This is a genomic window from Cellulosimicrobium sp. TH-20 (genome assembly GCF_002105775.1).
Classification (GTDB): domain Bacteria; phylum Actinomycetota; class Actinomycetes; order Actinomycetales; family Cellulomonadaceae; genus Cellulosimicrobium; species Cellulosimicrobium funkei.
This window is the reverse complement of the sequence record NZ_CP020857.1, coordinates 869,647-895,890: the sequence shown is the minus strand read 5'-3', so window position 1 is coordinate 895,890 and position 26,244 is coordinate 869,647. Positions and strand designations below refer to the sequence as shown.

At 72.6% G+C, this 26,244-nt stretch carries 23 protein-coding genes; 17 read left to right on the top strand and 6 right to left on the bottom strand.

Translation table 11 applies throughout. From position 1 onward, the window contains the following. Positions 1–2: 2 nt before the first annotated feature. From B8281_RS04045 to B8281_RS03990, 12 genes are all read left to right on the top strand, one after another. Positions 3–1,721, top strand: coding sequence for an urease subunit alpha (locus B8281_RS04045; RefSeq protein ID WP_043654665.1), 1,719 nt, complete (start codon positions 3–5; stop codon positions 1,719–1,721). Position 1,722: 1 nt separating this feature from the next. Next, complete coding sequence (locus B8281_RS04040; protein WP_171468615.1) at positions 1,723–2,520, top strand: urease accessory protein UreF; 798 nt, start codon at positions 1,723–1,725, stop codon at positions 2,518–2,520. Then, positions 2,513–3,358, top strand: a complete 846-nt coding sequence (gene ureG / locus B8281_RS04035) for an urease accessory protein UreG (RefSeq protein ID WP_198163140.1) — start codon at positions 2,513–2,515, stop codon at positions 3,356–3,358. Before B8281_RS04040 ends, ureG begins: the two co-directional genes overlap by 8 nt. 20 nt (positions 3,359–3,378) lie before the next feature. Next, entirely contained in the window at positions 3,379–4,209 is an 831-nt protein-coding gene (locus tag B8281_RS04030) for an urease accessory protein UreD (RefSeq protein WP_051028734.1), read from the top strand. Between the two features lies 1 nt (position 4,210). Next, positions 4,211–5,194 carry an energy-coupling factor ABC transporter permease gene (locus B8281_RS04025; protein WP_085386975.1) on the top strand — a complete coding sequence of 328 codons (984 nt, stop codon included), beginning with the start codon at positions 4,211–4,213 and terminating at the stop codon, positions 5,192–5,194. 198 nt (positions 5,195–5,392) lie between these two features. Continuing rightward, positions 5,393–6,658, top strand: a complete 1,266-nt coding sequence (gene urtA / locus B8281_RS04020) for an urea ABC transporter substrate-binding protein (protein WP_043653604.1) — start codon at positions 5,393–5,395, stop codon at positions 6,656–6,658. A 246-nt stretch (positions 6,659–6,904) separates the two neighbouring features. Then, the gene (urtB, locus tag B8281_RS04015) at positions 6,905–7,789 is read left to right on the top strand and encodes an urea ABC transporter permease subunit UrtB (RefSeq protein WP_043653602.1); all 885 of its coding nucleotides are present in this window, start codon (positions 6,905–6,907) and stop codon (positions 7,787–7,789) included. Further along, entirely contained in the window at positions 7,786–9,009 is a 1,224-nt protein-coding gene (urtC, locus tag B8281_RS04010) for an urea ABC transporter permease subunit UrtC (protein WP_085386974.1), read from the top strand. The genes urtB and urtC overlap by 4 nt, the downstream gene beginning before the upstream one ends. Further along, entirely contained in the window at positions 9,006–9,965 is a 960-nt protein-coding gene (urtD, locus tag B8281_RS04005; protein ID WP_081599913.1) for an urea ABC transporter ATP-binding protein UrtD, read from the top strand. Before urtC ends, urtD begins: the two co-directional genes overlap by 4 nt. Further along, the gene (gene urtE, locus B8281_RS04000) at positions 9,965–10,657 is read left to right on the top strand and encodes an urea ABC transporter ATP-binding subunit UrtE (RefSeq protein WP_043653601.1); all 693 of its coding nucleotides are present in this window, start codon (positions 9,965–9,967) and stop codon (positions 10,655–10,657) included. Before urtD ends, urtE begins: the two co-directional genes overlap by 1 nt. A gap of 64 nt (positions 10,658–10,721) precedes the next feature. Further along, positions 10,722–11,465 (top strand): GntR family transcriptional regulator, encoded by a 744-nt coding sequence (locus tag B8281_RS03995; RefSeq protein WP_081599916.1) that lies wholly within the window; start codon positions 10,722–10,724, stop codon positions 11,463–11,465. Between the two features lie 166 nt (positions 11,466–11,631). Then, positions 11,632–12,447 carry a CPBP family intramembrane glutamic endopeptidase gene (locus tag B8281_RS03990; RefSeq protein WP_043653599.1) on the top strand — a complete coding sequence of 272 codons (816 nt, stop codon included), beginning with the start codon at positions 11,632–11,634 and terminating at the stop codon, positions 12,445–12,447. 275 nt (positions 12,448–12,722) lie between these two features. On the opposite strand, the gene dnaB is transcribed toward B8281_RS03990, so the two are convergent. Next, positions 12,723–14,090, bottom strand: coding sequence for a replicative DNA helicase (dnaB, locus tag B8281_RS03985; RefSeq protein ID WP_021479895.1), 1,368 nt, complete (start codon positions 14,088–14,090; stop codon positions 12,723–12,725). A gap of 403 nt (positions 14,091–14,493) precedes the next feature. Here dnaB and B8281_RS03980 point away from each other — a divergent pair, with 403 nt between their 5' ends. Then, complete coding sequence (locus B8281_RS03980; protein ID WP_043653617.1) at positions 14,494–15,858, top strand: MATE family efflux transporter; 1,365 nt, start codon at positions 14,494–14,496, stop codon at positions 15,856–15,858. A 96-nt stretch (positions 15,859–15,954) separates the two neighbouring features. On the opposite strand, the gene rplI is transcribed toward B8281_RS03980, so the two are convergent. The 5 genes from rplI to B8281_RS03955 form a co-directional block, all read right to left on the bottom strand. Beyond that, positions 15,955–16,401 (bottom strand): 50S ribosomal protein L9, encoded by a 447-nt coding sequence (gene rplI, locus B8281_RS03975; protein ID WP_021481585.1) that lies wholly within the window; start codon positions 16,399–16,401, stop codon positions 15,955–15,957. A gap of 19 nt (positions 16,402–16,420) precedes the next feature. Further along, a complete protein-coding gene (gene rpsR / locus B8281_RS03970) occupies positions 16,421–16,657 on the bottom strand; it encodes a 30S ribosomal protein S18 (RefSeq protein WP_021481584.1) in 237 nt (78 codons plus the stop codon). 101 nt (positions 16,658–16,758) lie between these two features. Beyond that, the gene (locus B8281_RS03965) at positions 16,759–17,304 is read right to left on the bottom strand and encodes a single-stranded DNA-binding protein (protein WP_021481583.1); all 546 of its coding nucleotides are present in this window, start codon (positions 17,302–17,304) and stop codon (positions 16,759–16,761) included. Between the two features lie 154 nt (positions 17,305–17,458). Beyond that, on the bottom strand, positions 17,459–17,749 hold the full coding sequence (gene rpsF / locus B8281_RS03960; RefSeq protein ID WP_009863694.1) for a 30S ribosomal protein S6: 291 nt from the start codon (positions 17,747–17,749) through the stop codon (positions 17,459–17,461). 153 nt (positions 17,750–17,902) lie between these two features. Next, positions 17,903–20,314 (bottom strand): penicillin-binding protein, encoded by a 2,412-nt coding sequence (locus B8281_RS03955; RefSeq protein ID WP_157446549.1) that lies wholly within the window; start codon positions 20,312–20,314, stop codon positions 17,903–17,905. 413 nt (positions 20,315–20,727) lie between these two features. Here B8281_RS03955 and B8281_RS03950 point away from each other — a divergent pair, with 413 nt between their 5' ends. From B8281_RS03950 to B8281_RS03935, 4 genes are all read left to right on the top strand, one after another. Beyond that, a complete protein-coding gene (locus tag B8281_RS03950; protein WP_021482833.1) occupies positions 20,728–21,423 on the top strand; it encodes a PadR family transcriptional regulator in 696 nt (231 codons plus the stop codon). Continuing rightward, positions 21,420–22,511 (top strand): inositol-3-phosphate synthase, encoded by a 1,092-nt coding sequence (locus tag B8281_RS03945; RefSeq protein ID WP_021482832.1) that lies wholly within the window; start codon positions 21,420–21,422, stop codon positions 22,509–22,511. The genes B8281_RS03950 and B8281_RS03945 overlap by 4 nt, the downstream gene beginning before the upstream one ends. A 445-nt stretch (positions 22,512–22,956) precedes the next feature. Next, positions 22,957–24,288 (top strand): MFS transporter, encoded by a 1,332-nt coding sequence (locus B8281_RS03940; protein WP_085386973.1) that lies wholly within the window; start codon positions 22,957–22,959, stop codon positions 24,286–24,288. A gap of 329 nt (positions 24,289–24,617) precedes the next feature. Continuing rightward, on the top strand, positions 24,618–26,195 hold the full coding sequence (locus B8281_RS03935) for an MDR family MFS transporter (protein WP_232322668.1): 1,578 nt from the start codon (positions 24,618–24,620) through the stop codon (positions 26,193–26,195). The last annotated feature ends 49 nt before the right edge of the window (positions 26,196–26,244 follow it).

Sequence of the window (26,244 nt, the reverse complement as noted above, 5' to 3'; positions counted from 1 at the left end):
GCATGGTCGCGATCTCCCGCGAGCGCTACGTCGCGCTCTACGGCCCGACGACGGGCGACCAGGTGCGCCTCGGCGACACGGACCTGTGGATCGAGGTCGAGGAGGACCGCACCTTCGGGGGCGAGGAGGTCGTGTTCGGCGGCGGGAAGTCGATCCGCGAGTCGATGGCCCAGGGCACGACGACCCGCGCCGAGGGCGCGCTCGACACGGTGATCACCAACGCCGTCGTGCTGGACTGGTGGGGCGTCGTCAAGACGGACGTCGGCGTCCGCGACGGGCGGATCGTCGCGCTCGGCCGCGCGGGCAACCCCGACATCGCGGACGGCGTGCACCCCGACCTGCACATCGGCCCGAGCACGGACGTCGTGAGCGGCGAGGGCCGGATCCTCACCGCGGGCGGCATCGACTCGCACGTGCACCTCATCTCGCCGTCGCAGGTCGTCGAGGCGCTCGCCACGGGCATCACGACGGTCGCGGGCGGCGGCACCGGCCCGAGCGAGGGCACGAAGGCCACGACGGTCACGCCCGGCGCCTGGCACCTAGAGGCGATCCACCGCTCGCTCGACCGGCTCCCCGTGAACGTGCTGCTGCTCGGCAAGGGGAACACCGTGAGCGCCGAGGGTCTGCGCGAGCAGGCGATGGCCGGCGCGGGCGGCTACAAGGTGCACGAGGACTGGGGGTCCACGCCCGCGGCGATCGACGCCGCGCTCCGGGCCGCCGACGACTGGGGCCTGCAGGTCGCGCTCCACTCCGACTCGCTCAACGAGGCGGGGTTCGTCGAGTCGACCCTCCGGGCGATCGGCGGCCGCTCGATCCACGCGTTCCACGCCGAGGGCGCGGGCGGCGGGCACGCGCCCGACATCCTCACCGTCGCGAGCCACCCGAACGTCATCCCCGGCTCGACGAACCCCACCCTCCCGCACACGGTGAACACCGTCGCCGAGCACCTGGACATGCTCATGGTGTGCCACCACCTCAACCCGCAGGTGGCGGAGGACCTCGCGTTCGCCGAGTCGCGCATCCGCGGGACCACGATCGCCGCCGAGGACGTGCTGCACGACCTCGGCGCCATCTCGATCACGTCGTCCGACGCTCAGGCCATGGGGCGCATCGGCGAGGTCGTGACGCGGACGTGGCAGGTGGCGCACGTCATGAAGGCGCGGCGCGGCCCGATCCCCGGCGGCGCCCCCGGTCCTGTCCTGCCGGCCGACAACCTGCGCGCCCGGCGCTACGTCGCGAAGTACACGATCAACCCGGCCGTCGCGCACGGGATCGACGCGCACGTCGGGTCCGTCGAGCCCGGCAAGCTCGCCGACCTGGTGCTGTGGGAGCCGAAGCTGTTCGGCGTGCGGCCGAGCGTCGTCATGAAGGGCGGGGCGCTCGTGTGGGGCGCGCTGGGCGACCCCAACGCGTCCATCCCGTCGCCGCAGCCCGTGCTCATGCGGCCCGCGCTCGCCGACGCGATCGGGGCCGACGTGTCCGTGTCGTTCGTGTCGCCCGCCGCGCTCGACGACGGCCTCGCGGAGCGGCTCGGCCTGGCCCGGACGCTCCTGCCCGTGGCCGGGACGCGCGACGTCGGGAAGGCCCAGATGCGGAACAACGACTACCTGCCCCGGATCGACATCGACCCCGAGTCGTTCGCGATCGAGGTCGACGGCGAGCTCGTCGTGCCCGCCCCCGCCGACCGGCTGCCCCTCGCGCAGCTCTACTCGCTGTTCTGACATGGACGCCCTCCCCCGCCACGACGCCGACGGGCGCGCCGAGCTCATGCTCGCGCTCCTCGCCGACGCGCGGCTGCCGACCGGCGGCCACACGCAGTCCGCGGGCCTCGAGCCCGCGCTGCGCGCCGGGATGCCTGCCGCGCACGTCCCCGACTACGTGCGCGCCCGCCTGGCCACCGTCACGCGCACCGAGGCCGCGACCGCCGTCGTCGCGCGGCACGCGGCGCTCGCGCCCGACGACGGCCCCCCGCCCGTCGCGGTCGCCCTCGCCGACACCTGGGTCGCGTGGGCGGCGCGGACGCCGTCGCCCGCGCTCCGCGAGACGTCGCAGCGGCTCGGCCGGGGCTACCTCCGGCTCCTGCGCCGCCTGTGGGCGGGGCACCCCGCGGTCGCCGCGCTCGACGCGGCGGCGGCGCTCGTCGCCGCCGCGCGCCCAGCGGACGAGGGACGCGGTGGTCCGGGCGACCGACCGCCGTCGGGCCGCCGGGCGCCGCAGCCCCCGCGCCCCCTGGTGCTCGGGGTGACGGCCGCCTGCGCGGGGCTGTCCGCGCTGCAGGTCGCGCGCCTCGTCGGGTACGAGGACGTGCAGACCGTCGCCGCGGCCACGCTCAAGCTCGAGCCCGTCGACCCGGTCGTCGCGACGGGCTGGGTCGTCGCGTCCCAGGCCGCGATCGACGCGCTCGCCCACGACGTCGCCCCCCTGACCGACCCCCGCGCGATCCCCGCGCACGGCGCACCGCTCGTCGAGCAGTGGGCCGAGACCCACGCCCGCACCACCGAGAGGCTGTTCAGTGCCTGAGAACCTGCCCGACGCCCCGACCGCCACGACCCCCACGACCCGCTCGCTGCGCCTCGGCGTCGCCGGCCCCGTCGGCACCGGCAAGAGCTCGCTCATCGCGCTCCTGTGCCGCGAGCTGTCCGAGGTGCTGCGGCTCGGGGTCATCACCAACGACATCTACACGGACGAGGACGCGCGGTTCCTGCGCTCCGCGGGCGTGCTCGACCCCGAGCGCATCCGCGCGGTCGAGACCGGCGCGTGCCCGCACACCGCGATCCGCGACGACGTCACCGCCAACCTCCTCGCCGTCGAGGACCTCGAGGAGGACTTTGCGCCGCTCGACGTCGTGCTCGTCGAGTCCGGCGGCGACAACCTCACCGCCACCTTCTCGCCCGCGCTCGTCGACGCGCAGATCTTCGTGCTCGACGTCGCCGGGGGCGGCGACGTCGCGCGCAAGGGCGGACCGGGGATCGCCCGGGCTGACCTGCTCGTCGTCAACAAGACCGACCTCGCCCCGTACGTGGGGGTGGACGTCCCGCGCATGGTCCTCGACGCGACGGCCGCGCGCGACGGCGCCCCCGTGCTCGCGCTCTCGCGCCTCGACCGCGAGTCGATCGACACGCTCACGACGTGGGTGCAGACGCTCCTCGCGGCGCACCGGGCCGGTGCGCACGTGCCGCAGGACCCGGGCCCGATGGCGCCCCACTTCCACGCCGACGAGGACGGCGGCGGGTTCCTCCACACCCACGGTGAGGGCGACGCCCCGCACGACCACGCGCCCGCCCACGACGGCCACTCCCCCGCCTACGAGCACGACGCCGCAGCCGCGGAGCCGGTGACCGCGCCCGGGCGCGGCTGACCCCGGGCGACGGGCCGCACGTGGACGACGTGACGCGCGTCGGGGCGTACCGCGAGGGCGGCCGCGTGCGCTGCGACCTGCGCCCCGGCGCGCTGAGCCCGCGCGTGCTGTCCGCGAGCCCCACGACGGTGCGCATCGCGCTCGTCGCGACGCGCGCGCTGCTCCTGGGCGGCGACCGCGTCCGGGTCGAGGTGCACGTCGGGCGCGGCGTCGAGGTCGAGCTCGTCGAGGTGTCGGGCACCGTCGCGTACGCCGGGCGCGGCCGGTCCGCGTCCTGGGACGTCGCGGTCCGGGTGGACGACGACGGCCTCCTCGTCTGGGACGCGCTGCCGTTCGTCGTCGCGGACGGGGCCGACGTCGACCGGCGCACCGACGTGCGCCTCGGCAGGAGCGCCGTCGCGCTGCTCCGCGAGACGCTCGTGCTCGGCCGGACCGGCGAGCGGGGCGGGCGCCTGCGCTCGCGCACCCGGGCCACCGACGAGACCGGGGCCCCGCGAGAGTCACCAGATGCAGGGGGCACGCCCCGGCAGGCGCGCGAGCTCTTCGTCGAGGACCTCGACCTCGGCGACGACCGGGCGCTGCCCGGGATCCTCGGTGACGCCCGCGTCGTCGACTCGGTGCTGTGCCTGGGCGCCCGGCCGCCCGCGGCGCACGCCGCCGCCCCGTCCGGCCCCCTGTGGCTCGACCTCGACGGCCCGGGCGCCGTCGTCCGCCACCTGGGGGCGAGCACCCACGACGCCGGCACCGACGGCGTCGTCACCGCCTGGGCGGCGGCCGCGCGCGCCACGCGCGGCCTCCCTGACCTCGGCCTCCCCGACCACCGCACCGCACTGCTGACGACAGGAGCCTGACATGCACGTCCCCGACCACTTCCTCGACGACCCCACGTCGGCGACCACCGCCGTCGTGTCCCTCGCCGCCGTCGGGTACGCCGCGTACCGGGCACGCGAGGACCTCACGCCCCGGCGCGTCGCGCTCACGGCCGCGACGACCGGGTTCGTCTTCGCCGTGCAGATGCTCAACTACCCCGTCGCCGCCGGCACGAGCGGGCACCTCATGGGCGGGGCGCTCGCGGCGGCGCTCGTCGGGCCGTGGCTCGGCGTCCTGTCCGTGACCGCCGTGCTGCTCGTGCAGGCGCTCGTGTTCGCCGACGGCGGGCTCACCGCCCTGGGCACGAACGTGCTCCTCATGGCCGTCGTCGGGACGCTCGTCGGCTGGGCGGTGACGCGCGGGGTGCTCCGCGCGACGCGCGGCCGGGGCGCCGCGGCCGCCGCCGGCGCCGGCGCGCTCGTGAGCGTCCCGGTGTCCGCCGCGGTGTTCGCAGGCCTCTTCGCCGTCGGCGGGACCGTGCCGGTCCCGGTCGGCGAGCTCGTCGGCCAGATGCTCGGCGTGCACCTCCTCGTCGGGCTCGGCGAGGCGCTCATCACGGCCGGCGTCGTCGGCCTCGTGCTCGCCGTCGCGCCGGGCGCCGCGGCCGTCGAGGGCCGCCGGGCCCCGGCGCTCGCGCCGTCCGCCCCCCTCGCCGCGGTGCGGCGCGCCGTCCTCGCCCTCGGCACCGGGGCGCTGCTCGCCGCCGTCGTCGTGTCGTCGTTTGCCGCGGCGACGCCCGACGGGCTCGAGGCGACCGCCGAGTCGGTCGGGTTCGCCGACGCAGCGCGCGACCACGCGTTCGCGGGCGCACCCCTCGCGGACTACGGCGAGGTCGGCGGGATCTTCGTCGGCGTCGCAGGGCTCGTCGGCGTCGTGCTCGTCGTCGCGCTGACCGTCGGCGTGCTGGGCGCGGGCCTGCGCGCCGCCGGCCGTCGCACCGCCCGGGTCGGCGTGACCGGATCGTGACTGCCTGACACGCCCCGTTAACAACCCGGGCAGAACACCCGAAACACGCCGTCACTAGCGTCGACGACCGTGGGCACCGCGCAGGGCGCACGGCCGTATACGCGCCCGTACCCGGAGCCCGCGAGGAGCGGCCGCCCGTCCGGCAGCCGTCGGCACCCGCCGAGAACCCCGCTGTGAGAACCCGCTGAAAGGACCCTCGTGACACCTTCACGCGCCACGACCCGTCTCGCCCCGGCCGCCGCCCTCGTCGCGCTCGCGCTCACGCTCACCGCGTGCGGCGCGAGGACGGAGGCCGGCGAGGGCGGGGGCTCCACGACCAGCGCCGCCGAGAGCTGCGTCGACACCTCCGGCGACACCGTCAAGATCGGCTTCCTCAACTCGCTCTCCGGCACGATGGCGATCTCCGAGCAGACCGTCGCCGACTCGCTCGCCCTCGCGGCGGAGGAGATCAACGCCGACGGCGGCGTGCTCGGCAAGCAGCTCGAGATCGTCCAGGAGGACGGGCAGTCCGAGCCCACCGTCTTCGCGGAGAAGGCGGAGAAGCTCATCACGAGCGACTGCGTCGCCGCGGTGTTCGGCGGCTGGACCTCCGCGTCGCGCAAGGCGATGCTCCCCGTCTTCGAGGCGCAGGACTCCCTGCTGTTCTACCCCGTCCAGTACGAGGGCCTCGAGTCGTCGCCCAACATCTTCTACACCGGCGCGACGACGAACCAGCAGATCGTCCCCGCGCTCGACTACCTCGAGGAGCAGGGCGTCACGTCGATCTTCCTCGTCGGCTCCGACTACGTCTTCCCCCGCACCGCGAACAAGATCATCAACGCCTACGCGGAGGCCCACGGCATCGAGGTCCTCGGCGAGGAGTACGCGCCCCTCGGCCACACCGACTTCTCCACGATCGTCAACAAGGTGAGGTCCGCCGGAGCGGACGCCGTGTTCAACACGCTCAACGGCGACTCCAACGTCGCGTTCTTCAAGGAGTACAAGAACGCCGGGCTCGGCCCGGACACGATGCCCGTCGTGTCGGTGTCGATCGCCGAGGAGGAGGTCGGCGGCGTCGGCATCGAGAACGTCGAGGGCCAGCTCACGGCCTGGAACTACTACCAGACCATCGACAGCCCGGAGAACACCACGTTCGTCGAGGCGTTCCAGGCGAAGTACGGCGCCGACCGCGTGACGTCGGACCCGATGGAGGCCGCGTACACGTCGCTCTACCTGTGGAAGGGCATGGTCGAGAAGGCCGAGTCGTTCGACGTCGCCGACGTCCAGGAGGCCGCCGACGGCGTCACCTTCGACGCGCCGGAGGGCTCCGTCACCGTGGACGGGGACAACCACCACGTCGCCAAGACCGCGCTCATCGGCAAGATCGGCCCCGACGGCCTCATCTACACCGAGTGGAGCTCGGGCGAGCCGATCGAGCCCGACCCGTACCTCGAGGGCTACGACTGGGCCGAGGGCCTCTCCTGACGACCTCGTCGCTCCCGACCCGCTGAGTCCGGTGGGGACCGGGGGTGCGCGTGCCGGGTCTACCATCCGCCCGCTCGTTCCTCGCGGGCTCCCGTGTTCTCGGTCGGGATCCTCCTCCGTTCGCAAGCTCACTACGGAGTCTCCCTCGGCCAGACCCGCCACGACCCGGCACGCGCACCCCCGCCCCCCACCTCGGCGGTCACGTCACCCGTCCTCCTCCGCACCCACCGGAAGGCACGAACGCCCATGGACGTGCTGTTCTCGCAGCTCTTCGCGGGCCTGAGCCTCGGCTCGGTCCTGCTCCTCGCCGCCCTCGGGCTGGCGCTCACGTTCGGTCAGATGGGCGTCATCAACATGGCGCACGGCGAGTTCATGATGGCGGGCGCCTACACGGCGTTCGTCGTGCAGGGGGTCGTCGGGAACGCCGGGCTCTCGCTCCTCGTGTCGCTGCCGCTCGGGTTCCTCGTCGGCGGGCTGCTGGGCCTGCTGCTCGAGGCGACGCTCATCCACCGCATGTACAAGCGGCCGCTCGACACCCTGCTCGTGACCTGGGGCGTCGCGCTCGTGCTCCAGCAGGTCGCGCGCGACGTGTTCGGCGCCCCGAACGTCGACGTGCGTGCCCCCGCCTGGCTGAGCGGCGCCGTCGACCTGTTCGGCCTCGCCGTCCCGAGGACGCGCGTGTTCATCCTGGCGCTCGCCGTCGTCGCGGTCGTCGCGCTGGCCGTCGTGCTCAAGGTGACGCCGCTCGGGCGGCGGATCCGCGCCGTCGTGCAGAACCGCGACCTCGCCGAGGCGAGCGGGGTCTCCACCCGCGCGACGGACCGCCTCACGTTCTTCGTCGGCTCGGGTCTCGCGGGGATCGCGGGCGTCGCGCTCACCCTGCTCGGGTCCATCGGGCCCACGCTCGGGACGAGCTACGTCGTCGACGCGTTCCTCGTCGTCGTGGCCGGCGGCATCGGGCAGATCAAGGGCACGGTCGTCGCCGCGTTCGCGCTCGGGCTGCTCCAGGCCACCTTCGAGTACTCGACGACGGCGAGCATCGCCAAGGTGCTCGTGTTCGTCGTCATCGTCGTCTTCCTCCAGGTGCGACCCCAGGGCCTCGTGTCGGTCCGGACGAGGAGCCTCGCATGACCGCCGTCACGACCGGGAGCCCGTCGCGGCTCGCCGCCCTGTACCGCTCGTCGCGCGCCCGCGTCGTCGTCGGGTTCGCCGTCGCCGCGGTCCTGCTGTTCGCCGTCGCGCCCGCGACGCTGTCCACGTTCCGGCTCGGCCTGCTCGGGAAGTTCCTGTGCCTCGCCATGGTCGCCGTCGGCATCGGGCTCGCGTGGGGCCGCGGCGGGATGCTCACGCTCGGCCAGGGCGTGTTCTTCGGCCTCGGCGCGTACCTCATGGCGATGCACCTCAAGCTCGCGGACGCCGGGCCGGACGGCGTCCCGGACTTCATGATGCTCTACGGCTCGGGCGAGGTCCCGGGCTGGTGGGAGCCGTTCCGGTCGCCCGTCGTGACGCTCCTCGCCATCGCGGTCGTGCCCGCGGGCCTCGCCGCGCTGCTCGGGTTCGCCGTCTTCACGCGACGCGTCCGGGGCGCGTACTTCGCGATCCTCTCGCAGGCGCTCGCCGCCGCGTTCGCGATCCTCCTCGTCGGCCAGCAGGCGACGACGGGCGGCACCAACGGCCTCAACGGGTTCCGCTCGTTCTTCGGGTACGACCTCGCCGACCCCGTGAACAAGCGGATGCTCTTCTTCCTCGCCGCAGGGGCCCTCCTCGTCATGGTCGCGGTCGCGCGCCAGCTCATGGTGTCGCGGTTCGGCGAGCTGCTCGTCGCCGTGCGCGACCAGGAGAACCGCGTGCGGTTCCTCGGCTACGACCCCGCGAAGGTCAAGGTCGTCGCGTACGCCGTCGCCGCCTTCATGGCCGCCGTGGGCGGTGCGCTGTTCGTGCCGATCGTCGGGATCGTCTCGCCCGCCGACGTGGGGGTCGTGCCCTCGATCGGCTTCCTCATCGGGGTCGCGATCGGCGGCCGGGCCACCCTGCTCGGGCCGGTGCTCGGGTCCGTCGCCGTGAGCTGGGCGCAGACGAGCCTGTCCGAGACGTTCCCGTCCGGCTGGATCTACGCGCAGGGCGCGCTGTTCATCCTCGTCGTCGCGTTCCTGCCCGGCGGCCTCGCCGAGCTGTTCACGCGATGGCGCCGGTCGCGCGCCACCCCCGTGCCCGACGGCGGCCCCACCCCGGCAGGCGACGCCGCCTCGGAGGACGCTCGCCCGGGCGGCGGCACCACCGCGGGCGGGTCGGCCACCGCGGGGACGACCGCCGTCGACCACGACCCCGCGACCACCGGGAGGACCGCATGACCACCCGACCCACCGAGCCCGCCGCGGACGCGGCGGCCACGGCGACCGACCTGAAGGCGCTCGGCGCTGCCGTCCTCGAGACCGGCGTCGCGGGCGACGGCCTCGACCTGGAGGCCGCGCAGGCCGTCCTCGGCGTCGACGACTCGCGCTTCCGCCACGACTACCTCCAGGTCCGGGGGCTGCGCGTCGAGTTCGACGGGTTCGTCGCCGTCCAGGGCGTCGACCTCACCGTCACCGCGGGCGACCTGCGCTTCCTCATCGGGCCCAACGGCGCGGGCAAGACGACGATCGTCGACGCGATCACCGGTCTCGCCACGGCGTCCGGCTCGGTGCAGTTCGGGGGCGTCGAGCTCCTCGGGAAGAAGACGCACCGCATCGCGCGGGCGGGCGTCGGGCGCACGTTCCAGACCGCGAGCGTCTTCGAGGAGCTGAGCGTGCTGCAGAACCTCGACATCGCGGCCGGCGCCGGCCGGGGCCCGCTCACGCTGCTGCGCCGCCGGTCCTCGACCCCCGCGGCCGTCGAGCAGGCGCTGGAGACCGTCGGGCTCGCCCACCTGCGCGACGTCCAGGCGGGGATCCTCGCGCACGGGCAGAAGCAGTGGCTCGAGATCGGCATGCTGCTCGTCCAGGACGCGCGGCTGCTGCTCCTCGACGAGCCCGTCGCCGGCATGAGCCAGGCCGAGCGCGAGCAGACGGGAGAGCTGCTGCGACGCATCGGCGCCCAGCGGACCGTCGTGGTCGTCGAGCACGACATGGAGTTCCTGCGGGCGTTCGCATCCTCGGTGACCGTGCTGCACCTCGGGCAGGTGCTCGCCGAGGGCACGTACGCCGAGGTCCAGGCCGACCCGCGCGTGCAGGAGGTCTACCTCGGCAGCGCGGGCGCGACCCGCGGCGCCCGACGACGGGGCGCTGCGCCGACGTCGTCGGCCACGACGACCGACGAGAAGGAGGCGTGATGCTCGAGCTCACGGGCCTGCACGCCGGCTACGGCCGGACCATGGTGCTCCACGGCGTCGACGTCACCGTGCCCACCGGCGGCGTCGCCGCCGTGCTCGGGCACAACGGCGCCGGCAAGACGACGCTCCTGCGCACCGCGCTCGGGCTGCTCAAGGCCCGGTCGGGGAGCGTCGTGCTCGACGGCGAGGACCTCACCCGCCTCCCGACCCACCAGCGCGTGCGGCGCGGTCTCGCGTACGTGCCGCAGGGGCAGCAGTCGTTCGGCGACCTCACGGCGCGGGAGAACCTCCAGCTCGTCGCCGACACGTCGCGCGAGGGGCCGCGCCGCCTCGACGAGGCGCTCGACCTGTTCCCCGCCCTGCGCGGGCTGCTCGGCCGGCGGGCGGGGCTCCTGTCCGGCGGGCAGCGCCAGCAGCTCGCCATCGCGCGCGCCCTCCTCACCGGCCCGCGCGTGCTCGTGCTCGACGAGCCCACCGAGGGCATCCAGCCGTCCGTCGTCACGGAGATCGAGGACGCGATCCTCACGCTCACCGACGCGGGCGGGCTGTCCGTGCTGCTCGTCGAGCAGCACGTCGGGTTCGCGCTCGGCGCGGCACGCGACTACGTCGTCCTGCAGTCCGGGCGCGTGACGAGCCGCGGCGCGGGCGGCGAGGCCGCCGAGCACAGCGTGCGCGCGGCGATGGCGGTGTAGGCACCGTGCTCGCGGGGCGGTGGGTGGCCACCGGCGGCGACCGACGGCACGGCGCGTGCGGACGGTGAGAGCACGGGCCGGGGCCCGGGCCGACGACCCGGGCGCCCGCACGGACGTCGTCACCGCGTCGGAACGAGCCACCACCTCGCTGCGCGACGCCGTGTACGCACGCCTGCGGGGCGAGATCCTCGACGGGCGCGTCGACCCCCGCGAACGGCTCACCGAGCCCAAGCTCGGCCGACGGTTCGGCGTCTCACGCACCCCCGTGCGCGAGGCGCTGTCCCGCCTGCTGTCCGACGGACTCGTCGAGCGCACCGACTTCGGGTACGCCGTCGTCGTGCCGAGCCTGGCCGAGCTGCGCGACCTCGACGAGCTGCGCGCGACCCTCGAGCTCCGAGGGATCGACCGCGTCATCGAGAACCCGGGGCTGCGCCACGACACGGACGTGCTGCGCGCCGAGCTCGCGCGGTGGGTCGAGCTCCGCGCCGCACCTCCCCGACCGGACCCCGGCTTCGTGCTGCTCGACGAGCAATTCCACACGGCGCTGTCCCGCGCGGCCGGGAACGAGCGGATCACCGAGGCGCTCGTGGAGGTCAACGAGAAGGTGCGCGCCGTGCGGCGGTACGACTTCGTCGAGGACGAGCGCGTCCGCAGCACCGTCGACGAGCACGTCCGGATCCTCGAGCTCGTGCTCGCCGACCGGCTCCCCGAGGCCCGCACCGCCCTGCACCACCACGTCGGCGCGTCGCTCGCGGTCGTCACGGAGCGCGCCGTCCAGGCGCTCGCGCGCATGGCGGTCGCGGGCTGACGGCGGACGACGACCCGCCGTCCCGACCGCACCTCGTCCGCAGCAGCGACCGGACGACCGTGCCCACCGACGACGTGCGGCTGAAGTCCGGGCCCCTCGCGCCCACGTCGTGCCGCGCTCCTGGACGAGCGGCGTCCGCCTTCGGTGCCGGCCCTATCGTTGCGGGGTGACGGACGCACGGATCGCTCGCCAGTTCGTGACGCTCACGTTCCTGATCGCCTACGGGCTCTCCGGCGGTCTGATCGTGGCGGCCCGCTTCGGCTACGAGGTGAACAACGTCGTCACCACGGTTCCCGAGCTCCTGGCGAACGTGCCGTTCGCGCTCTACATCCTCTCGCCGGCGATCGCCTCCTACGTCGTCCTGCGAGCGAACCGCAGGGTCTCAGGCCTCCGGGAGTGGTTGTGGCTCGTCTTCGCCGTCCGTGGCCGTCCCGCGGGGTTTCTGCTCGCCCTCTCCGCGCTCGCCCTGTACTTCGCGCTCCACCTGCTGGTCTCCGGCCCCTCCGCGCACGCGCTCCCGTGGTTCATGTTCTTCCTGTCCCTGCCGGGCAACCTCGTCATCGGCGGCATGGAGGAGGCCGGCTGGATGACCGCGCTGCAACCCGGGCTCGATCGGCGGTGGGGGTTCGTCCCGTCCTCGCTGGTGGTCGGGATCGTCTGGCTCCTCTGGCACGTGCCGCTCTTCTTCATCCCCGGCACGAACCACGAGTCCGGTCAGATCGATTTCTGGATGTTCGCGGTCCAGGTCATGGCGTTCCGCTTCCTCTACGGCGCGATCTTCCGGGTGGCGGGCACGAACGGGGTGCTCCTGTGCATCCTCACCCACACGGTGTTCAACGCCGCCAGCTTCACCCTCGGCATCCCGCCGACGACCTGGGCGGGCACCCTCGCCGCCAACACGGGGGTGGTGATCCTTGCCCTCGTGTCGGTGATGCTCTCCCAGCGGGCTCAGACGGCTCGTCGATGGCGCGTCGCGCCCTGAGCAGCATGGTGGAAAGGCAGCCTGGCGACGGCATGCCACGGCCGCGGATCGCCGATCTCTCTCTCGGACCACCGGCTTGAGCCCGCAGGTGTGCGTCGAGAGGCGCCCTCGTTGTCGATAGCTCCCGGCGGTGTTCTCCCGAACGAGGCGGAGCGGTCTTGCCACACGTTCCAGGGCGTTTCGATCACGGAGAGCCGTCGGAGCGGCTTACGAGTTCATCAGGCATGTGATGGCCACTGAGCCGGAATCTCGACAGACGCGAAACACCCAAGCGGCTACATCTGCATGTCCGCGAAGCGTTGGTAATGACCTTGGAACGCGACGGTAATCGTGTCGGTCGGACCATTTCTGTGCTTAGCGACGATCAGGTCCGCCTCGCCCGCTCGGGGCGATTCTTTTTCATAGGCGTCTTCGCGGTGCAAAAGGATCACGACGTCAGCATCCTGCTCGATAGACCCACTTTCACGAAGATCGCTCATCTGCGGCTTCTTGTCGCCACGCTGCTCCGGACCACGGTTCAGCTGCGAGATCGCGATGACAGGAACCTCGAGCTCCTTCGCGAGCAACTTGAGCGCACGCGAGAACTCCGAGACCTCCTGCTGGCGCGACTCGACGCGCTTGCCGGAGCTCATGAGCTGGAGATAGTCGATGACGACGAGCTTCAGGTCGTGCCGCTGCTTGAGCCGTCGACACTTGGCCCGGATCTCCATGAGCGACATGTTCGGCGAGTCGTCGATGAACAGCGGGGCCTCGGCGACCTTGCCCATCGTCGAGGCCAGCTTCTGCCAGTCCTGCTCGTCCATCTTCCCGGAACGCATCCGCGTGAGCGGCACCTTCGCCTCGGCGGCGAGCAGACGCATCGTGATCTCGTTGCGGCTCATCTCCAGGGAGAAGATGACGGCCGCCATTTGGTGGTGCACCGCGGCGTGCGTCGCAACATTGATTCCTAGAACGGATTTTCCAATGGCCGGGCGCGCCGCGACGACGATCATCTGGCCCGGGTGCAGGCCGTTGGTGAGCCGGTCGAAGTCGGAGTAGCCGGTAGGGACGCCGGTCATGCCCTCGCCGCGCCCCTGGGCGGCCTCGATCTCGTCGAACGTGGGCCCGAGGATCTCGGCGAGGGGGAGGTAGTCCTCCGTCGTGCGCCGCTCCGTGACGGCGTACACCTCGGCCTGGGCGTTGTTGACGATCTCGTCGACGTCGCCGCCGTCGGTCGCGTAGCCGAGCTGCACGATGCGCGTGCCCGCCTCGACGAGACGGCGGAGGACCGCACGCTCGCGGACGATGCGCGCGTAGTACCCGGCGTTGGCGGCGGTCGGCACGCCGGCCATGAGGTCGTGGATGTAGGGCGCGCCGCCGATGCGCTGGAGCTCGCCGCGCTTGGTCAGCTCCGCGACGACGGTGATGGCGTCGGCGGGCTCGCCCCGACCGTAGAGGTCGATGATCGACTCGTAGACGATCTCGTGCGCCGGGCGGTAGAAGTCGGAGCCGCGGATCTGCTCGATGACGTCCGCGATGGCGTCCTTCGACAGCAGCATGCCGCCGAGCACGCTCATCTCGGCGGCGACGTCCTGGGGCGGCGTCCGGTCGAACCCCGACGGCCCCGGTCCCCCGTAGCTCTCCTCGAGCTCCTCGATCGACATGCGCCCCTCGCTCCCCCGGGACTGGAACGGCCCTTGCGGGACCGCACGACCGGGACCACTCTTCGTCGTACACGTGTTCTACCGCGGGCCACCCACACGACTGTCCCGGTGGCCGCGCCCCCCGCCTCCGACGGGCACGACCCCGCGACACTAGATCGCCACCGGACGCCCTGCAAACGGCCCTGTGCACGCCCGGTGGACAGGGACCCCCGTTCCTGTGGACACAGTCCCCCACACTGTGCACACCCGGTGGAAAACGGTGTGGACAACCTCACGATCTTCCTGTGTACATCGCCGTGAGCGGCCTCTGACCAGCCTCATCACTACCCTCAGGGGTGTGGAAGAAAGAAAGTCGGGCGACACGCCGACGACACGCCGGACACCGTCCGGCCACCCCGACGACATCGGGCCGCCGTCCGGCCCCGGTGCGTCGTCCACAGGTCGCCGCGCCCGGTCCCGGCTCGACCGGGAGATCCTGGCCCTCGCCGTCCCCGCGCTCGGCGCGCTCGTGGCCGAGCCGCTGTTCGTGCTCGTCGACAGCGCCGTCGTCGGCCACCTCGGCACCGCGCAGCTCGCGGGCCTCTCCCTCGCGTCGACCCTCCTCGTGACCCTCGTCGGCCTGTGCGTCTTCCTCGCCTACGCGACCACGGCCGCCGTCGCGCGCCGCATCGGTGCGGGCCACACGCGGGAGGCCCTCCAGTCCGGGATCGACGGCCTCTGGCTCGCCGTCGGGCTGGGCGCGCTCCTCGCGGCCGTCCTGTGGACGACGGCCCCGTGGGCCGTCGGCGCGATGGGCGGCACGGGTGAGGTCGCCGAGCACGCCGTGGTCTACCTCCGCTGGTCCGCGCTCGGGCTCCCCGGGATGCTCCTCGTCCTCGCGTCCACCGGCGTGCTGCGCGGCATGCAGGACACCCGGACGCCCCTGTGGGTCGCCGCGGGCGGCGCGACCTTCAACGCGGTCCTCAACGTCGTCCTCGTCTACGGGGCAGGGCTCGGGATCGCCGGGTCCGGCATCGGGACGGCCGTCGCCCAACTCACCATGGGCGCGGTACTCGTCGTGGTCGTGGTGCGCGGCGCCCGGCGGCACGGCGCGTCGCTGCGGCCCGCCGCGGGCGGGATCTGGGCCAACGCGCGCGCCGGCGCTCCGCTCTTCGTCCGCACGCTCTCGCTCCGCCTCGCGATCCTCCTCACCGTGTTCGTCGCGACCGGGCTCGGGGAGGTCACGCTCGCGGGCTACCAGGTCGTGAACTCCGTCTGGGGTCTCGCGGCCTTCGCTCTCGACGCGCTCGCCATCGCGGCGCAGGCGCTCGTCGGGCACGGGCTGGGGGCCGACGACGTCCCGCGCGTCCGCGCCGTCCTGCGCCGCACCCTCCAGTGGGGAGTGGCCGCCGGGGCAGGGCTGGGCGTCGTCATGGCCGCGGGTGGCTGGTGGTTCGCGCTCCTCTTCACGTCCGACCCCGAGGTGCGCACCGCCGTCGCCGTCGGCATGGCGGTGTGCGGCGTCCTCCTGCCGATGGCGGGGTGGGTGTTCGTGCTCGACGGCGTCCTCATCGGCGCCGGGGACGGCCGCTTCCTCGCCTGGGCGGGCATGCTCACGCTCGTGGTCTACGCGCCGTTCGCGCTCGCCGTCCGGCACTGGGCGCCCGACGGCGCGGCGGGCCTCGCGTGGCTCTGGCTCGCCTTCGCGGGGGTCTTCATGGCGGCACGCGCCGTCACCACCGGGCTCCGTGCGCGCGGGAGCGCCTGGATGGTCACCGGCACCGCCTGAGGGCTCGACGCGCGCAGCCGGCGACTGGGCCGGACGCGACGAAGGCCCGGCCCCTCCGAGGAGGGGCCGGGCCTTCGTGGACTGCTCAGCAGCAGATCAGGCAGCGACGACCTTCACCGCGAGGGTCGCGGAGACCTCCGGGTGGAGGCGGACGGAGACCGTGTAGTCCCCCGTCGCCTTGATCGGCTGACCGATCTCGATCTTGCGCTTGTCGACCGACGCACCGGCGGCCGTCACGGCGGACGCGATGTCCGCCGTCGTGACGGCGCCGAAGAGGCGACCGGCAGCGCCGGCCTTCGCCTCGACGACGACCGGCTTCGCCTGCAGCGAGTCGCGGATCGCCTTCGCGTCGTCGAGCGACGCGATCTCGCGGGCCTTGCGCGCCTTGCGGATCGCAGTCACCTGCGACTCGGCGCCCTTGGACCACGGCGTGGCGAGCTTGCGCGGGACGAGGAAGTTACGGGCGTACCCGTCCTTCACCTCGACGACGTCGCCGGGCTCACCGAGACCGGTGACCTCGTGGGTCAGGATCAGCTTGGCCATGAGTTCTCTCCCTTCCCGCTCAGCGAGCCGTCGACGTGTACGGCAGCAGCGCCATCTCGCGCGCGTTCTTCACCGCACGGGCGATCTGGCGCTGCTCCTGGACGGAGACGCCGGTCACGCGACGCGCGCGGATCTTGCCGCGGTCGGAGATGAACTTGCGCAGCAGCGCGGTGTCCTTGTAGTCGACCGACTCGATCTTGGCCGACTTCAGCGGGTTGGACTTCTTCTTGGGCTTGCGCACCACAGGCTTCGCCATGGTGTTGCTCCTCTACAAGGTGCGATCCCCGCGTGCGGACTGCGCCGACGAGCGGCGCAGCACCCGCGGGGACGGGTGTGTGTTCTGGGAGTGGCGGACGATCAGAACGGGGGCTCGTCGGAGAACGAGCCACCGGACGACGCGGGACCAGCCGTGGCCCACGGGTCGTCGCTCTGCTGCTGACCGCCGCCGGAGCTGAATCCGCCGCCGGAGGCGCCGCCGGAGTTGGCGCCACCTCCGTAGCCGCCACCGCCGCCGAAGCCGCCGCCACCGCCACCCGAGCGCTGAGCGCGGGTGACCTTGGCAGAGGCGTAGCGCAGGGAGGGACCGATCTCGTCCACCTGCAGCTCGACGACGGTGCGCTTCTCCCCCTCGCGGGTCTCGTACGAGCGCTGGACGAGGCGGCCCTGCACGATGACGCGCATGCCCTTCGTCAGCGACTCCGCGACGTTCTCCGCAGCCTCGCGCCAGATCGAGCAGCGCATGAACAGGGTGTCCCCGTCCTTCCACTCGTTCGACTGGCGGTCGAAGGTCCGCGGCGTGGACGCCACCGTGAAGTTGGCCACCGCCGCACCCGAGGGGGTGAAACGCAGCTCCGGGTCTCCCGTGAGGTTCCCGATCACCGTGATGACGGTGTCACCTGCCATGGCCAGCTCCTTCGTGTGTCGTCTGTGTCGTCGACGGCGCCGTGCGCCTCGCTCGTAACGTTCTCGCGTCGCTCATCCCACCACGCGGCGCCCACACGCGCTACGGCGTGCAGCATCCCGGTGCAGGACGGTCGAACGGGGGAAGCGGGGAGGATCAGCGAGCGTCCGTGCGCAGGATCTTGGTCCGCAGGACGACCTCGTTGAGGCCGAGCTGACGGTCCAGCTCCTTGGCGGTGTCGGAGGTCGACGTGAAGTCGACGACCGCGTAGATGCCCTCGGACTTCTTGTTGATGTCGTACGCCAGGCGGCGACGACCCCAGATGTCCACCTTGTCGACGGAGCCGCCGTCGGTCTTGATGACCGACAGGTACTTGTCGAGCGACGGGGCGACGGTGCGCTCCTCGATCTCGGGGTCGAGGATGATCATCAGTTCGTACTGACGCATGCGGATAACCCACCTCCTCTGGTCTTCGCGGTCACGGTCTCTCCGTGACAGGAGGGTTCATGCTTCATGCTGCTGCCGTCCGACGGGCGGACGGCAGCTCCCCAGGGTACCCGCTCGGCGCGGGCGCCCGGAAATCTGCGGCCGACGGGCAGGTCAGCCCCGGCCCGGGATGATGCCGCCGACGTTGCCGTTGCCCCCGCCGGGGTTGCCTCCACCACCCGGGTTCCCGGTCTCGGTGGGCGACGGGTCCGGATCCTCCGGATCCGGCGTCTCCGGCGGCGGTTGCTGGCCCGGGTCGGTCCCCTTGGAGACCACGAGCGCGATGGTCGACCCCGGCGGCACCTGGTCCATCGAGGACTGGCTGATGACGTAGCCCCGCGGCTGCTGGTCGGAGAACTCCTCGGTGATCCGCACCTTGAGGCCGGCGGCCTCGATCTGGGCGCGCGCGGCGCGGGCCTCCATGCCGACGACGGACGGCACGGCCACGTTCTCCGGCTGCTGCGGCTCCTCCGTCTCCTCCGGCGTCGGCTCCTCGGTCGGGGTCTCCGTCGGGGTCTCGGTGGGCGTCTCCGTCGGCTTCGGCTTGGGCGGGGTGTAGTCCGGGAACTCGCCAGCCGGCAGGTTCGCCGCGGCGGTCTGCATGTACGACGTCCAGGCCTCGACCGGCCACGACCCACCGGTGATCTCGCTGTTGACCCACTTGCCGAACGGCGTGATCTGCTCCTGCTCGCCGTTGGGGCCGGACTGGTAGAGACCGACGACCGTCGCGAGACCGGGGGTGAAGCCGGCGAACCACGCGGACTTGTTGTCCGTCGACGTACCGGTCTTGCCTGCCGCGGGACGACCGATCGCCTGCGCGGGCTTGCCCGAACCCGTCTCGACGACCTGGGAGAGCGCGTACGTCGCCGCTGCCATCACCTCGGGGTCGAACTCCTGCGTCCGCTTGTCGGCCCCCGGCGCCTCATAGACGAGGTTGCCGCGGGAGTCGGTCACGGAGGCCACGATGTGCGGCGTCGCCTTCATGCCCTGGGCCGCGATGGTCGCGTAGGCGTTGGTCAGCTCGAGCGGCGTCACCGTCGCGTCACCGAGCACGTTCGCCAGGTTCGACCCGACGTCGGCCTTGATGCCCAGGCGCGCCGCGACGTCCGCGGTCTTCTCCGGCCCGACCTCGAGGTTGAGCTCCGCGTACGCGGTGTTCACCGACTGCGCGGTCGCCTCGGTGAGGTCGACGTTCCCCCAGTCGTGGTCGCCGAAGTTGCGGACCTTCCAGTCCTCGCCGTTGTTGGCGCCGGGGAAGGTCTTGGGCGAGTTGCCGTCGAAGCGCTCGTCGAGCGTGTGCCCGTTCTCCAGTCCCGCGATGAGCGTGAACGGCTTGAACGTCGAGCCGCCCTGCGCCGCGCCGGGGGTCGCGCTGTTGTACTGGTTCTCGAGGAAGTTCTTGCCGCCGTACAGGGCGCGGATCGACCCGTCGTTCGGGTCGACGGAGACGATCGCGGTCCGGAGGTTCGGGGAGACCGGGTTCTCGTCGCGGCCCTCCTGGGGGAGCGAGTCCGCCGTCGTGACGGCGGCCTGCTGCATCGCCGGGTCGATCGTCGTCGTGACCTTGTAGCCCTTGCTCGTGAGGGCGTCCTCGCTGATGCCGATCCCCTCGCCGGCCAGCTCCTTCTCCACCATGGCGAGGAGGTAGCCGGTGGGACCCTCGTACTTCTGGGACTTCACGTACGCCTCGGCCTTGGGGAAGCCCGCGTCCACCGCCGCCTGGTGCTCCTCGGCGGTGATGTGGCCGTCCTCCTCCATGTTCCGCAGCGTCCGCTTCCACCGCTCCTCGGCCTGCGCGGGGTTGACGGCCGGGTCCCAGTTGGTGGGGCTGGGGATGATGCCGGCGATCATCGCGGCCTGCGACACCGTAAGGTCGGCGGCGTTCACGTTGTAGTACTTCTTGGCGGCCGCCTGGATGCCGTAGGCACCACGACCGAAGTAGATGGTGTTGAGGTAGTTGCCGAGGATCTCGGGCTTGTCCTGCTTCTGGGTGATCTTGACGGCGAGGATCGCCTCGCGCGCCTTGCCCGCGTAGTCGGTCACGGTGTTCGTGTAGTACCGCTCGACGTACTGCTGCGTCAGCGTGGACGCGCCCTGACGGCCGCCGCCCTTGATGTTGTTGTAAAAGGCCCGCGCGATGCCCTTGACGTCGACGCCGGAGTTCGTCCAGAACGTGCGGTCCTCGGACGCGACGACCGCGTTGCCGACGTACTCCGGCAGCGTCGCGTAGTCGACGATCTCGCGGTCCTCGACCGCGTACTTGCCCATCTCGGTGGTGCCGTCGCCCCAGTAGACGGTCGACGTCTGGGCGCCGACGCTGGGCAGCTTCGTCGGCACGTCGGTCGTGTACCACGCGGCGACGGCGACGCCCGCGACGAGCGCGATGCCCGTCAGCATGGTCCCGACGACCACGCGCCACGACGGCAGCCAGCGGCGGACGCCCTTGACGTGCGAGCGTGGGTAGTTGAAGAACCGACGGCGCCCGCGCGGGGTCGTCCGTCCGTTCGTCCTCGTGGATCGCGCCACGGTCTACCTTCCTCTGGGGGGCATCGAGGAGCCGGCCCGCGTCGACCGCGGGCCCGCCCGTGGGCCGCAGTGCGGAGACCACCTGACCGACGGGACGGGCCCCGCCTCGGGGGCGGGCCGCCGTCGGGCACGAGGTCGGCGCACGCCGGACCACCCTGAACAATAGGGCGTCCCCCTGTCCCGACAAGGGTTCAGCGCACCGTGAGCGGGATCGTCCGCCATTGATTCGCCCGGGCGTCCCGCCGCCTCCGCGGGTTCTTCACATGCCCGGCGACGCGTGTCACAGTCCGGTCAGGATTGCACGACACATCGGGACGACCTAACCTGTCGATGTATCGACTCGATACATCGGGTCGAACAAGATCCCAGCGGGTCCCTCCGGGGCACGCCGAGGAGCGTCAGGAGGTGGGATCGTGCGGAGCAAGACACCTGTGCTCGAGACCGCGATCCTGGGGCTCCTCAAGGAGGCACCGCTGCACGGGTACGAGCTGCGCAAGCGGCTCAACATCATGCTCGGCTCCTTCCGCGTGCTGTCCTACGGCTCGCTGTACCCCGCCCTCAAGTCGCTGGTGGCCCGCGGGCTCATCACCGGCACGGAGCAGTCGGCCGCGCAGTCGACCCTCGCGCCCGCCCTCTCGGGCAAGCGCGCGCGGATCGTCTACGAGCTGACGGCCGAGGGCAAGGAGCACCTCCAGACCGTCCTGGCCTCCTCCGGGCCGGCGGCGTGGGAGGACGAGAGCTTCGACGTCCGGTTCGCGTTCTTCGCGCAGACCGACGCCGAGACCCGCATCCGCATCCTCGAGGGCCGGCGCACCCGGCTCACCGAGAGGCTGGAGGCGGTCAGGGAGTCCGCGGCTCGCACGCGCGAGCGGCTCGACGAGTACACGCTCGAGCTGCAACGCCACGGACTCGAGCAGGTCGAGCGCGAGGTGCGCTGGCTCGACGGTCTCATCACCACCGAGCGCGACAGGAGCTCCGGGCACGCCCGGGGCGCCGCCCGTGCGCGGTCCAGCAGCACCCCGCATCCTGCGGAACCATCCGAGCAGGAGCCCGACGGCGCGAGGCGTCCCGAGGACCCTGGAACAACGAACACCAAGGAGCGAGGATGACCTCCATCCGCGTCGCCATCGTCGGCGTAGGCAACTGCGCATCGTCCCTCGTCCAGGGCGTGCACTTCTACCGTGACGCCGACCCGAGCAGCACCGTCCCGGGCCTCATGCACGTCCAGTTCGGCGACTACCACGTGTCGAGCCTGGAGTTCGTGGCGGCGTTCGACGTCGACGCGAAGAAGGTCGGCTTCGACCTCTCCGAGGCCATCAACGCCTCCGAGAACAACACGATCAAGATCGCCGACGTCCCGCCGCTCGGCGTGACCGTCCAACGCGGCCCGACCCTCGACGGCGTCGGCAAGTACTACGCGCAGACGATCGAGGAGTCGGACGCGGAGCCGGTCGACGTCGTCGCCGCGCTGCGCGAGGCGCAGGTCGACGTGCTCGTCTGCTACCTCCCCGTGGGCTCGGAGCAGGCCGCGAAGTTCTACGCGCAGGCCGCGATCGACGCCGGCGTGGCGTTCGTCAACGCGCTCCCCGTCTTCATCGCGTCCGACCCGGAGTGGGCCGCGAAGTTCGAGGAGGCCGGCGTCCCGATCGTCGGCGACGACATCAAGTCGCAGGTCGGCGCGACGATCACGCACCGCGTGCTCGCGAAGCTCTTCGAGGACCGCGGCGTCGTGCTGGACCGCACGTACCAGCTCAACGTCGGCGGCAACATGGACTTCAAGAACATGCTCGAGCGCGAGCGCCTGGAGTCCAAGAAGATCTCCAAGACGCAGGCCGTGACCTCGAACCTCGAGGGCCCGCTCGGCGGCAAGAAGGAGGACCGCAACGTCCACATCGGCCCGTCGGACTACGTCGCGTGGCTCGACGACCGCAAGTGGGCGTACGTGCGCCTCGAGGGCCGCGCGTTCGGCGAGGTCCCGCTGAACCTGGAGTACAAGCTCGAGGTGTGGGACTCCCCCAACTCCGCCGGCATCATCATCGACGCCGTCCGCGCCGCGAAGATCGCCAAGGACCGCGGCGTCGGCGGCCCGATCCTCTCGGCCTCGACGTACTTCATGAAGTCCCCGCCGGTCCAGATGGAGGACACGAAGGGCCGTGCGCAGCTGGAGGCCTTCATCGCCGGTGAGGTCGAGCGCTGATCCGGAGTGCAGCGAAGGTCGAGAGCCCGGCACGCTTTTCGCCGGGCTCCCGGCCGTAGCGGAGCGCAGGACCAGCGCGACCGAAGAGTCGAGCGCTGACCTGGAGCCCTGAAAGCTGAGCGCTCCGCCGAGGTAGAGCCCTGGTCGTCCGGCAGGAGGACCAGGGCTCTACCTCGCTCGGCCGGGTTCGCCGTCGGCCGCGGGCACGCCCGAGGTGAGACGGCACCGGCAGGGCGGGGAGGCGCGCCGCGTCGTGGCGGGCCTGGCGGGAGCCGCGAGGGACGAGCGGCGGATGGTAGACGCGGCGCGCCTCCCCGCCCGACCTCCCAGGGCGATCCGCGCCGTCGGCCCCCGACCCGCGCCGTCGGCCCCCGATCCGTCGCACGACGCCCCACGGGGGACAACCGCATGTCCGACCGCACGACGACGAACGTAGGGTGACCGCGTGGGTGTGATCTCCGAGCTGCGGGCGCTGCTGCGTCTGGACGGCTTCCGCAAGCTGTTCGCCGTCCGGCTCGTGTCGCAGGCCGGGGACGGCATGTTCCAGGTCGGCCTGGCGTCGCTCCTGTTCTTCTCCCCCGAGTCGCAGGGCACGGCGGCGGCCATCGCGGGCGCGTTCGCGGTGATGCTCGCGCCGTTCACGATCGTCGGCCCGTTCGCCGGGGTGTTCCTCGACCGCTGGCAGCGGCGTCAGGTCCTCGCGTGGGGCAACGCGGTGCGCGTCGTCATCACGCTCGGCATGGCGGTGCTCATGCTGACGGGCGGGGTGAGCGGCTGGATCTACGCGCTGGGCCTGGCCGCGCTGTCCGTGAACCGCTTCCTGCTCGCCGGGCTCTCGGCGGGCCTGCCGCGGGTCGTCGACGGCCCGCTGCTCCTCACGGCGAACTCCCTCACGCCGACGCTCGGCGCGGGTGCGGCGTTCGTCGGGGGCGGGATCGGCGTGGTGCTCGGGCTGGCGTTCGAGCCGGGCCGGGTCAAGGACTCGTCGGCGCTCGTGTGCGCGGCGCTGGTCTTCGGCGTCGCGTCGCTCCTGGCGCTGCGCCTCGGGCGCACGCAGCTCGGCCCGGAGCGCCCCGCGGAGTCCGCGATCCGCTCGGAGATCGCGCGGGTCGCGCGCGGTCTGGCCGACGGCGCCCGGTACCTCGTCGCGCGCCGCACGCCGGGGCAGGCGCTGCTCGCGATGGCGACGCACCGCTTCCTCTACGGCGTGGTGTTCATCGCGTCGATCCTCATCGCGCGCAACCTCCTGAGCCCCGGCGACCAGGACGCGGGCTTCGTGACGTTCGGGCTGGTCGTGGGGCTCACCGGCGTGGGGGGTGCCGCGGCGGCGGTCATCACCCCGTTCCTGTCGCGCCGGACCGGTCCGCAGGTGTGGATCGCGATCATGCTGCTGCTCGCGGCGGCGAGCCAGCTCCTGCTCGTCACGACGCCGTCGCGCGCGGTGGTGTTCACGGGCGCGACGCTGCTGGGCCTGGCCGCCCAGGGCACGAAGATCGCGGTGGACACGATCGTCCAGCGCGACACGGACGACGAGTTCCGCGGTCGCGCGTTCGCCTTCTACGACGTGCTGTACAACGCGGCGTTCGTGGGCGCGGCGGCCCTCGCCGCCTTCACGCTCCCCGACACGGGCTGGTCGCGCGGTGTCTTCGTCGCGCTGGCGGTGGCGTACTGCGTCGCCGCGCTGGTCCTGTGGACGCGGGGCGCGCGCACGCCGTCCGGGCCGGGCGACGCCGTCGTGCCCGACGCCGGGGCCTCCCCCCGCACGTCGCCCGCCTGAGGCGGCCCTCCCCTCGACCGCCTGCGCGACGCGCGCGGGGCCCGCCTTCTGCCCTCGGCGTACCGATGAGTCCGGGGCGGAAAAGAGGTCGTCACCGTCGGCGGGAATAACGCAGGATGGTGAATGGTCGTACAGGGTACGGATCTCGCGGCGAGCGCCGCGCGGGCCGTCCCGGGTCGCGTCACCCTGCTCGTGGCCCCGCCGACCGAACCGACACCGTCGTCGCGTGCCCCCGCACGCGACCGTCGCGCTGCCCTGCAGCGCACCCTGCCCCCCGACCGGGTCCGACCCTGCGCCCGGGCCGCCACCGACGCGAGCGGAGACACACCGTGACAGCCTCCCCCACCCACGACACCTCGGCCGCCGTCGACCGCCTCCCCCGGGCGGACTTCCTCGTCATCGCGCTGCTGCTCGGCTCGGCGTTCGTCGTGATCCTCAACGAGACCACGATGAGCGTGGCGCTCGCGCCGCTCATGGCGGACCTCGGGATCACCGCGAGCACGGGCCAGTGGCTCACGACGGCGTTCATGCTGACCATGGCCGTCGTCATCCCGGCGACCGGGTTCCTGCTCCAGCGGCTCGGGACGCGCGGCGCCTACCTGCTCGCGATGTCGCTGTTCAGCGCGGGCACGCTGCTCGCCGCGCTCTCCCCCGGCTTCGCGTGGCTGCTCGTCGGGCGCGTCGTCCAGGCGTCGGGCACGGCCATCATGATGCCGCTGCTCATGACGACGATCATGACGCTCGTGCCGCCGGCCATCCGCGGCAAGGTCATGGGCAACATCTCGATCGTCATGGCCGCCGCGCCCGCGCTCGGTCCGTCGCTCTCGGGTCTCATCCTCAACTCCCTGAGCTGGCGGTGGGTCTTCGGCATCGTGCTGCCCATCGGCCTCGTCGCGCTCCTCCTCGGCTTCCTGTACATCCGGGACGTCGCAGACCGTACGCACTCGCGCCTCGACCCGTTCTCCCTCGTCCTCGCGGCGTTCGCGTTCGGCGGGCTCGTCTACGGGCTCTCGAGCATCGGGGAGGCCGCGCGCCACACGCCCGTCGTCCCGCCGGCCGTGCCGCTCGCTCTCGGCGTCCTCGCGCTCGCCGCGTTCGCGTGGCGGCAGATCGTCCTCCAGCGCGAGGACCGCGCCCTGCTCGACCTGCGCGTGTTCACGCACCGCGGGTTCAGCGTGCCGCTCGGCATCATGGCCGTCGGCATGGTCGCGATGTTCGGCTCGCTCATCCTCCTGCCGCTGTTCCTCCAGGACGCGATGGGCCTCGAGCCGCTCGCGACCGGGCTCATCGTGCTCCCGGGCGGGCTCCTCATGGGTCTGCTCGGCCCGACCGTCGGCCGGCTCTACGACCGGGTGGGACCGCGTCCGCTCGTCATCCCGGGCGTGAGCGTCGTCGCGGTGGCCCTCGCGGCCTTCACGACGATCCACGCCGACTCGTCGCCGTGGTTCGTCCTGGCGCTGCACGTCACGCTGAGCCTGGGCCTCGCGTTCATGTTCACGCCGCTGTTCACGTCGGCGCTCTCGTCGCTCGAGCCGCACCAGTACTCGCACGGCTCCGCGTCGATCGGCACGGTGCAGCAGCTCGCGGGTGCCGCCGGGACCGCGATGTTCGTCGCCGTCATGACGTCGCGCTCGATCGCGTACGGCGAGGCGGGCGCGTCGCCCCGGGTGGCGCTGGCCGAGGGCGTCGGCGACGCGTTCGTCTGGGGCACGGCGGTCATGCTGGTCGCCGTCGGCCTGTCGTTCCTCCTGCGCCGCAGCGCGCCGCCGGCGCACGGGCACGGCCCGGCGCAGCCCGGCACGCAGGACGCCCCGGTCGAGGACGCCCGCACCGGGGACTCCCGCGCCACGGACGCCCGCACCGCGGACGTGAAGGTCGAGGCCGCCCTGGCCACCGACGACGTCTGAGGCGACCGGCACGACGTCGCACCCGCGAGCACGGCGAGGGGTGCCGCTC

Excerpts from the sequence above, each read along its gene's own strand:
- B8281_RS03945 (WP_021482832.1), top strand. The coding sequence starts at position 21,420 with ATGACCTCCATCCGCGTCGCCATCGTCGGCGTAGGCAACTGCGCATCG.
- rpsF (WP_009863694.1), bottom strand. The coding sequence starts at position 17,749 with ATGCGTCAGTACGAACTGATGATCATCCTCGACCCCGAGATCGAGGAG.
- urtD (WP_081599913.1), top strand. The coding sequence starts at position 9,006 with ATGACCACCCGACCCACCGAGCCCGCCGCGGACGCGGCGGCCACGGCG.
- rplI (WP_021481585.1), bottom strand. The coding sequence starts at position 16,401 with ATGGCCAAGCTGATCCTGACCCACGAGGTCACCGGTCTCGGTGAGCCC.
- urtE (WP_043653601.1), top strand. The coding sequence starts at position 9,965 with ATGCTCGAGCTCACGGGCCTGCACGCCGGCTACGGCCGGACCATGGTG.
- urtB (WP_043653602.1), top strand. The coding sequence starts at position 6,905 with ATGGACGTGCTGTTCTCGCAGCTCTTCGCGGGCCTGAGCCTCGGCTCG.
- B8281_RS04040 (WP_171468615.1), top strand. The coding sequence starts at position 1,723 with ATGGACGCCCTCCCCCGCCACGACGCCGACGGGCGCGCCGAGCTCATG.
- B8281_RS04025 (WP_085386975.1), top strand. The coding sequence starts at position 4,211 with ATGCACGTCCCCGACCACTTCCTCGACGACCCCACGTCGGCGACCACC.
- dnaB (WP_021479895.1), bottom strand. The coding sequence starts at position 14,090 with ATGTCGATCGAGGAGCTCGAGGAGAGCTACGGGGGACCGGGGCCGTCG.
- urtC (WP_085386974.1), top strand. The coding sequence starts at position 7,786 with ATGACCGCCGTCACGACCGGGAGCCCGTCGCGGCTCGCCGCCCTGTAC.
- rpsR (WP_021481584.1), bottom strand. The coding sequence starts at position 16,657 with ATGGCGAAGCCTGTGGTGCGCAAGCCCAAGAAGAAGTCCAACCCGCTG.
- B8281_RS03965 (WP_021481583.1), bottom strand. The coding sequence starts at position 17,304 with ATGGCAGGTGACACCGTCATCACGGTGATCGGGAACCTCACGGGAGAC.
- B8281_RS04045 (WP_043654665.1), top strand. The coding sequence starts at position 3 with ATGGTCGCGATCTCCCGCGAGCGCTACGTCGCGCTCTACGGCCCGACG.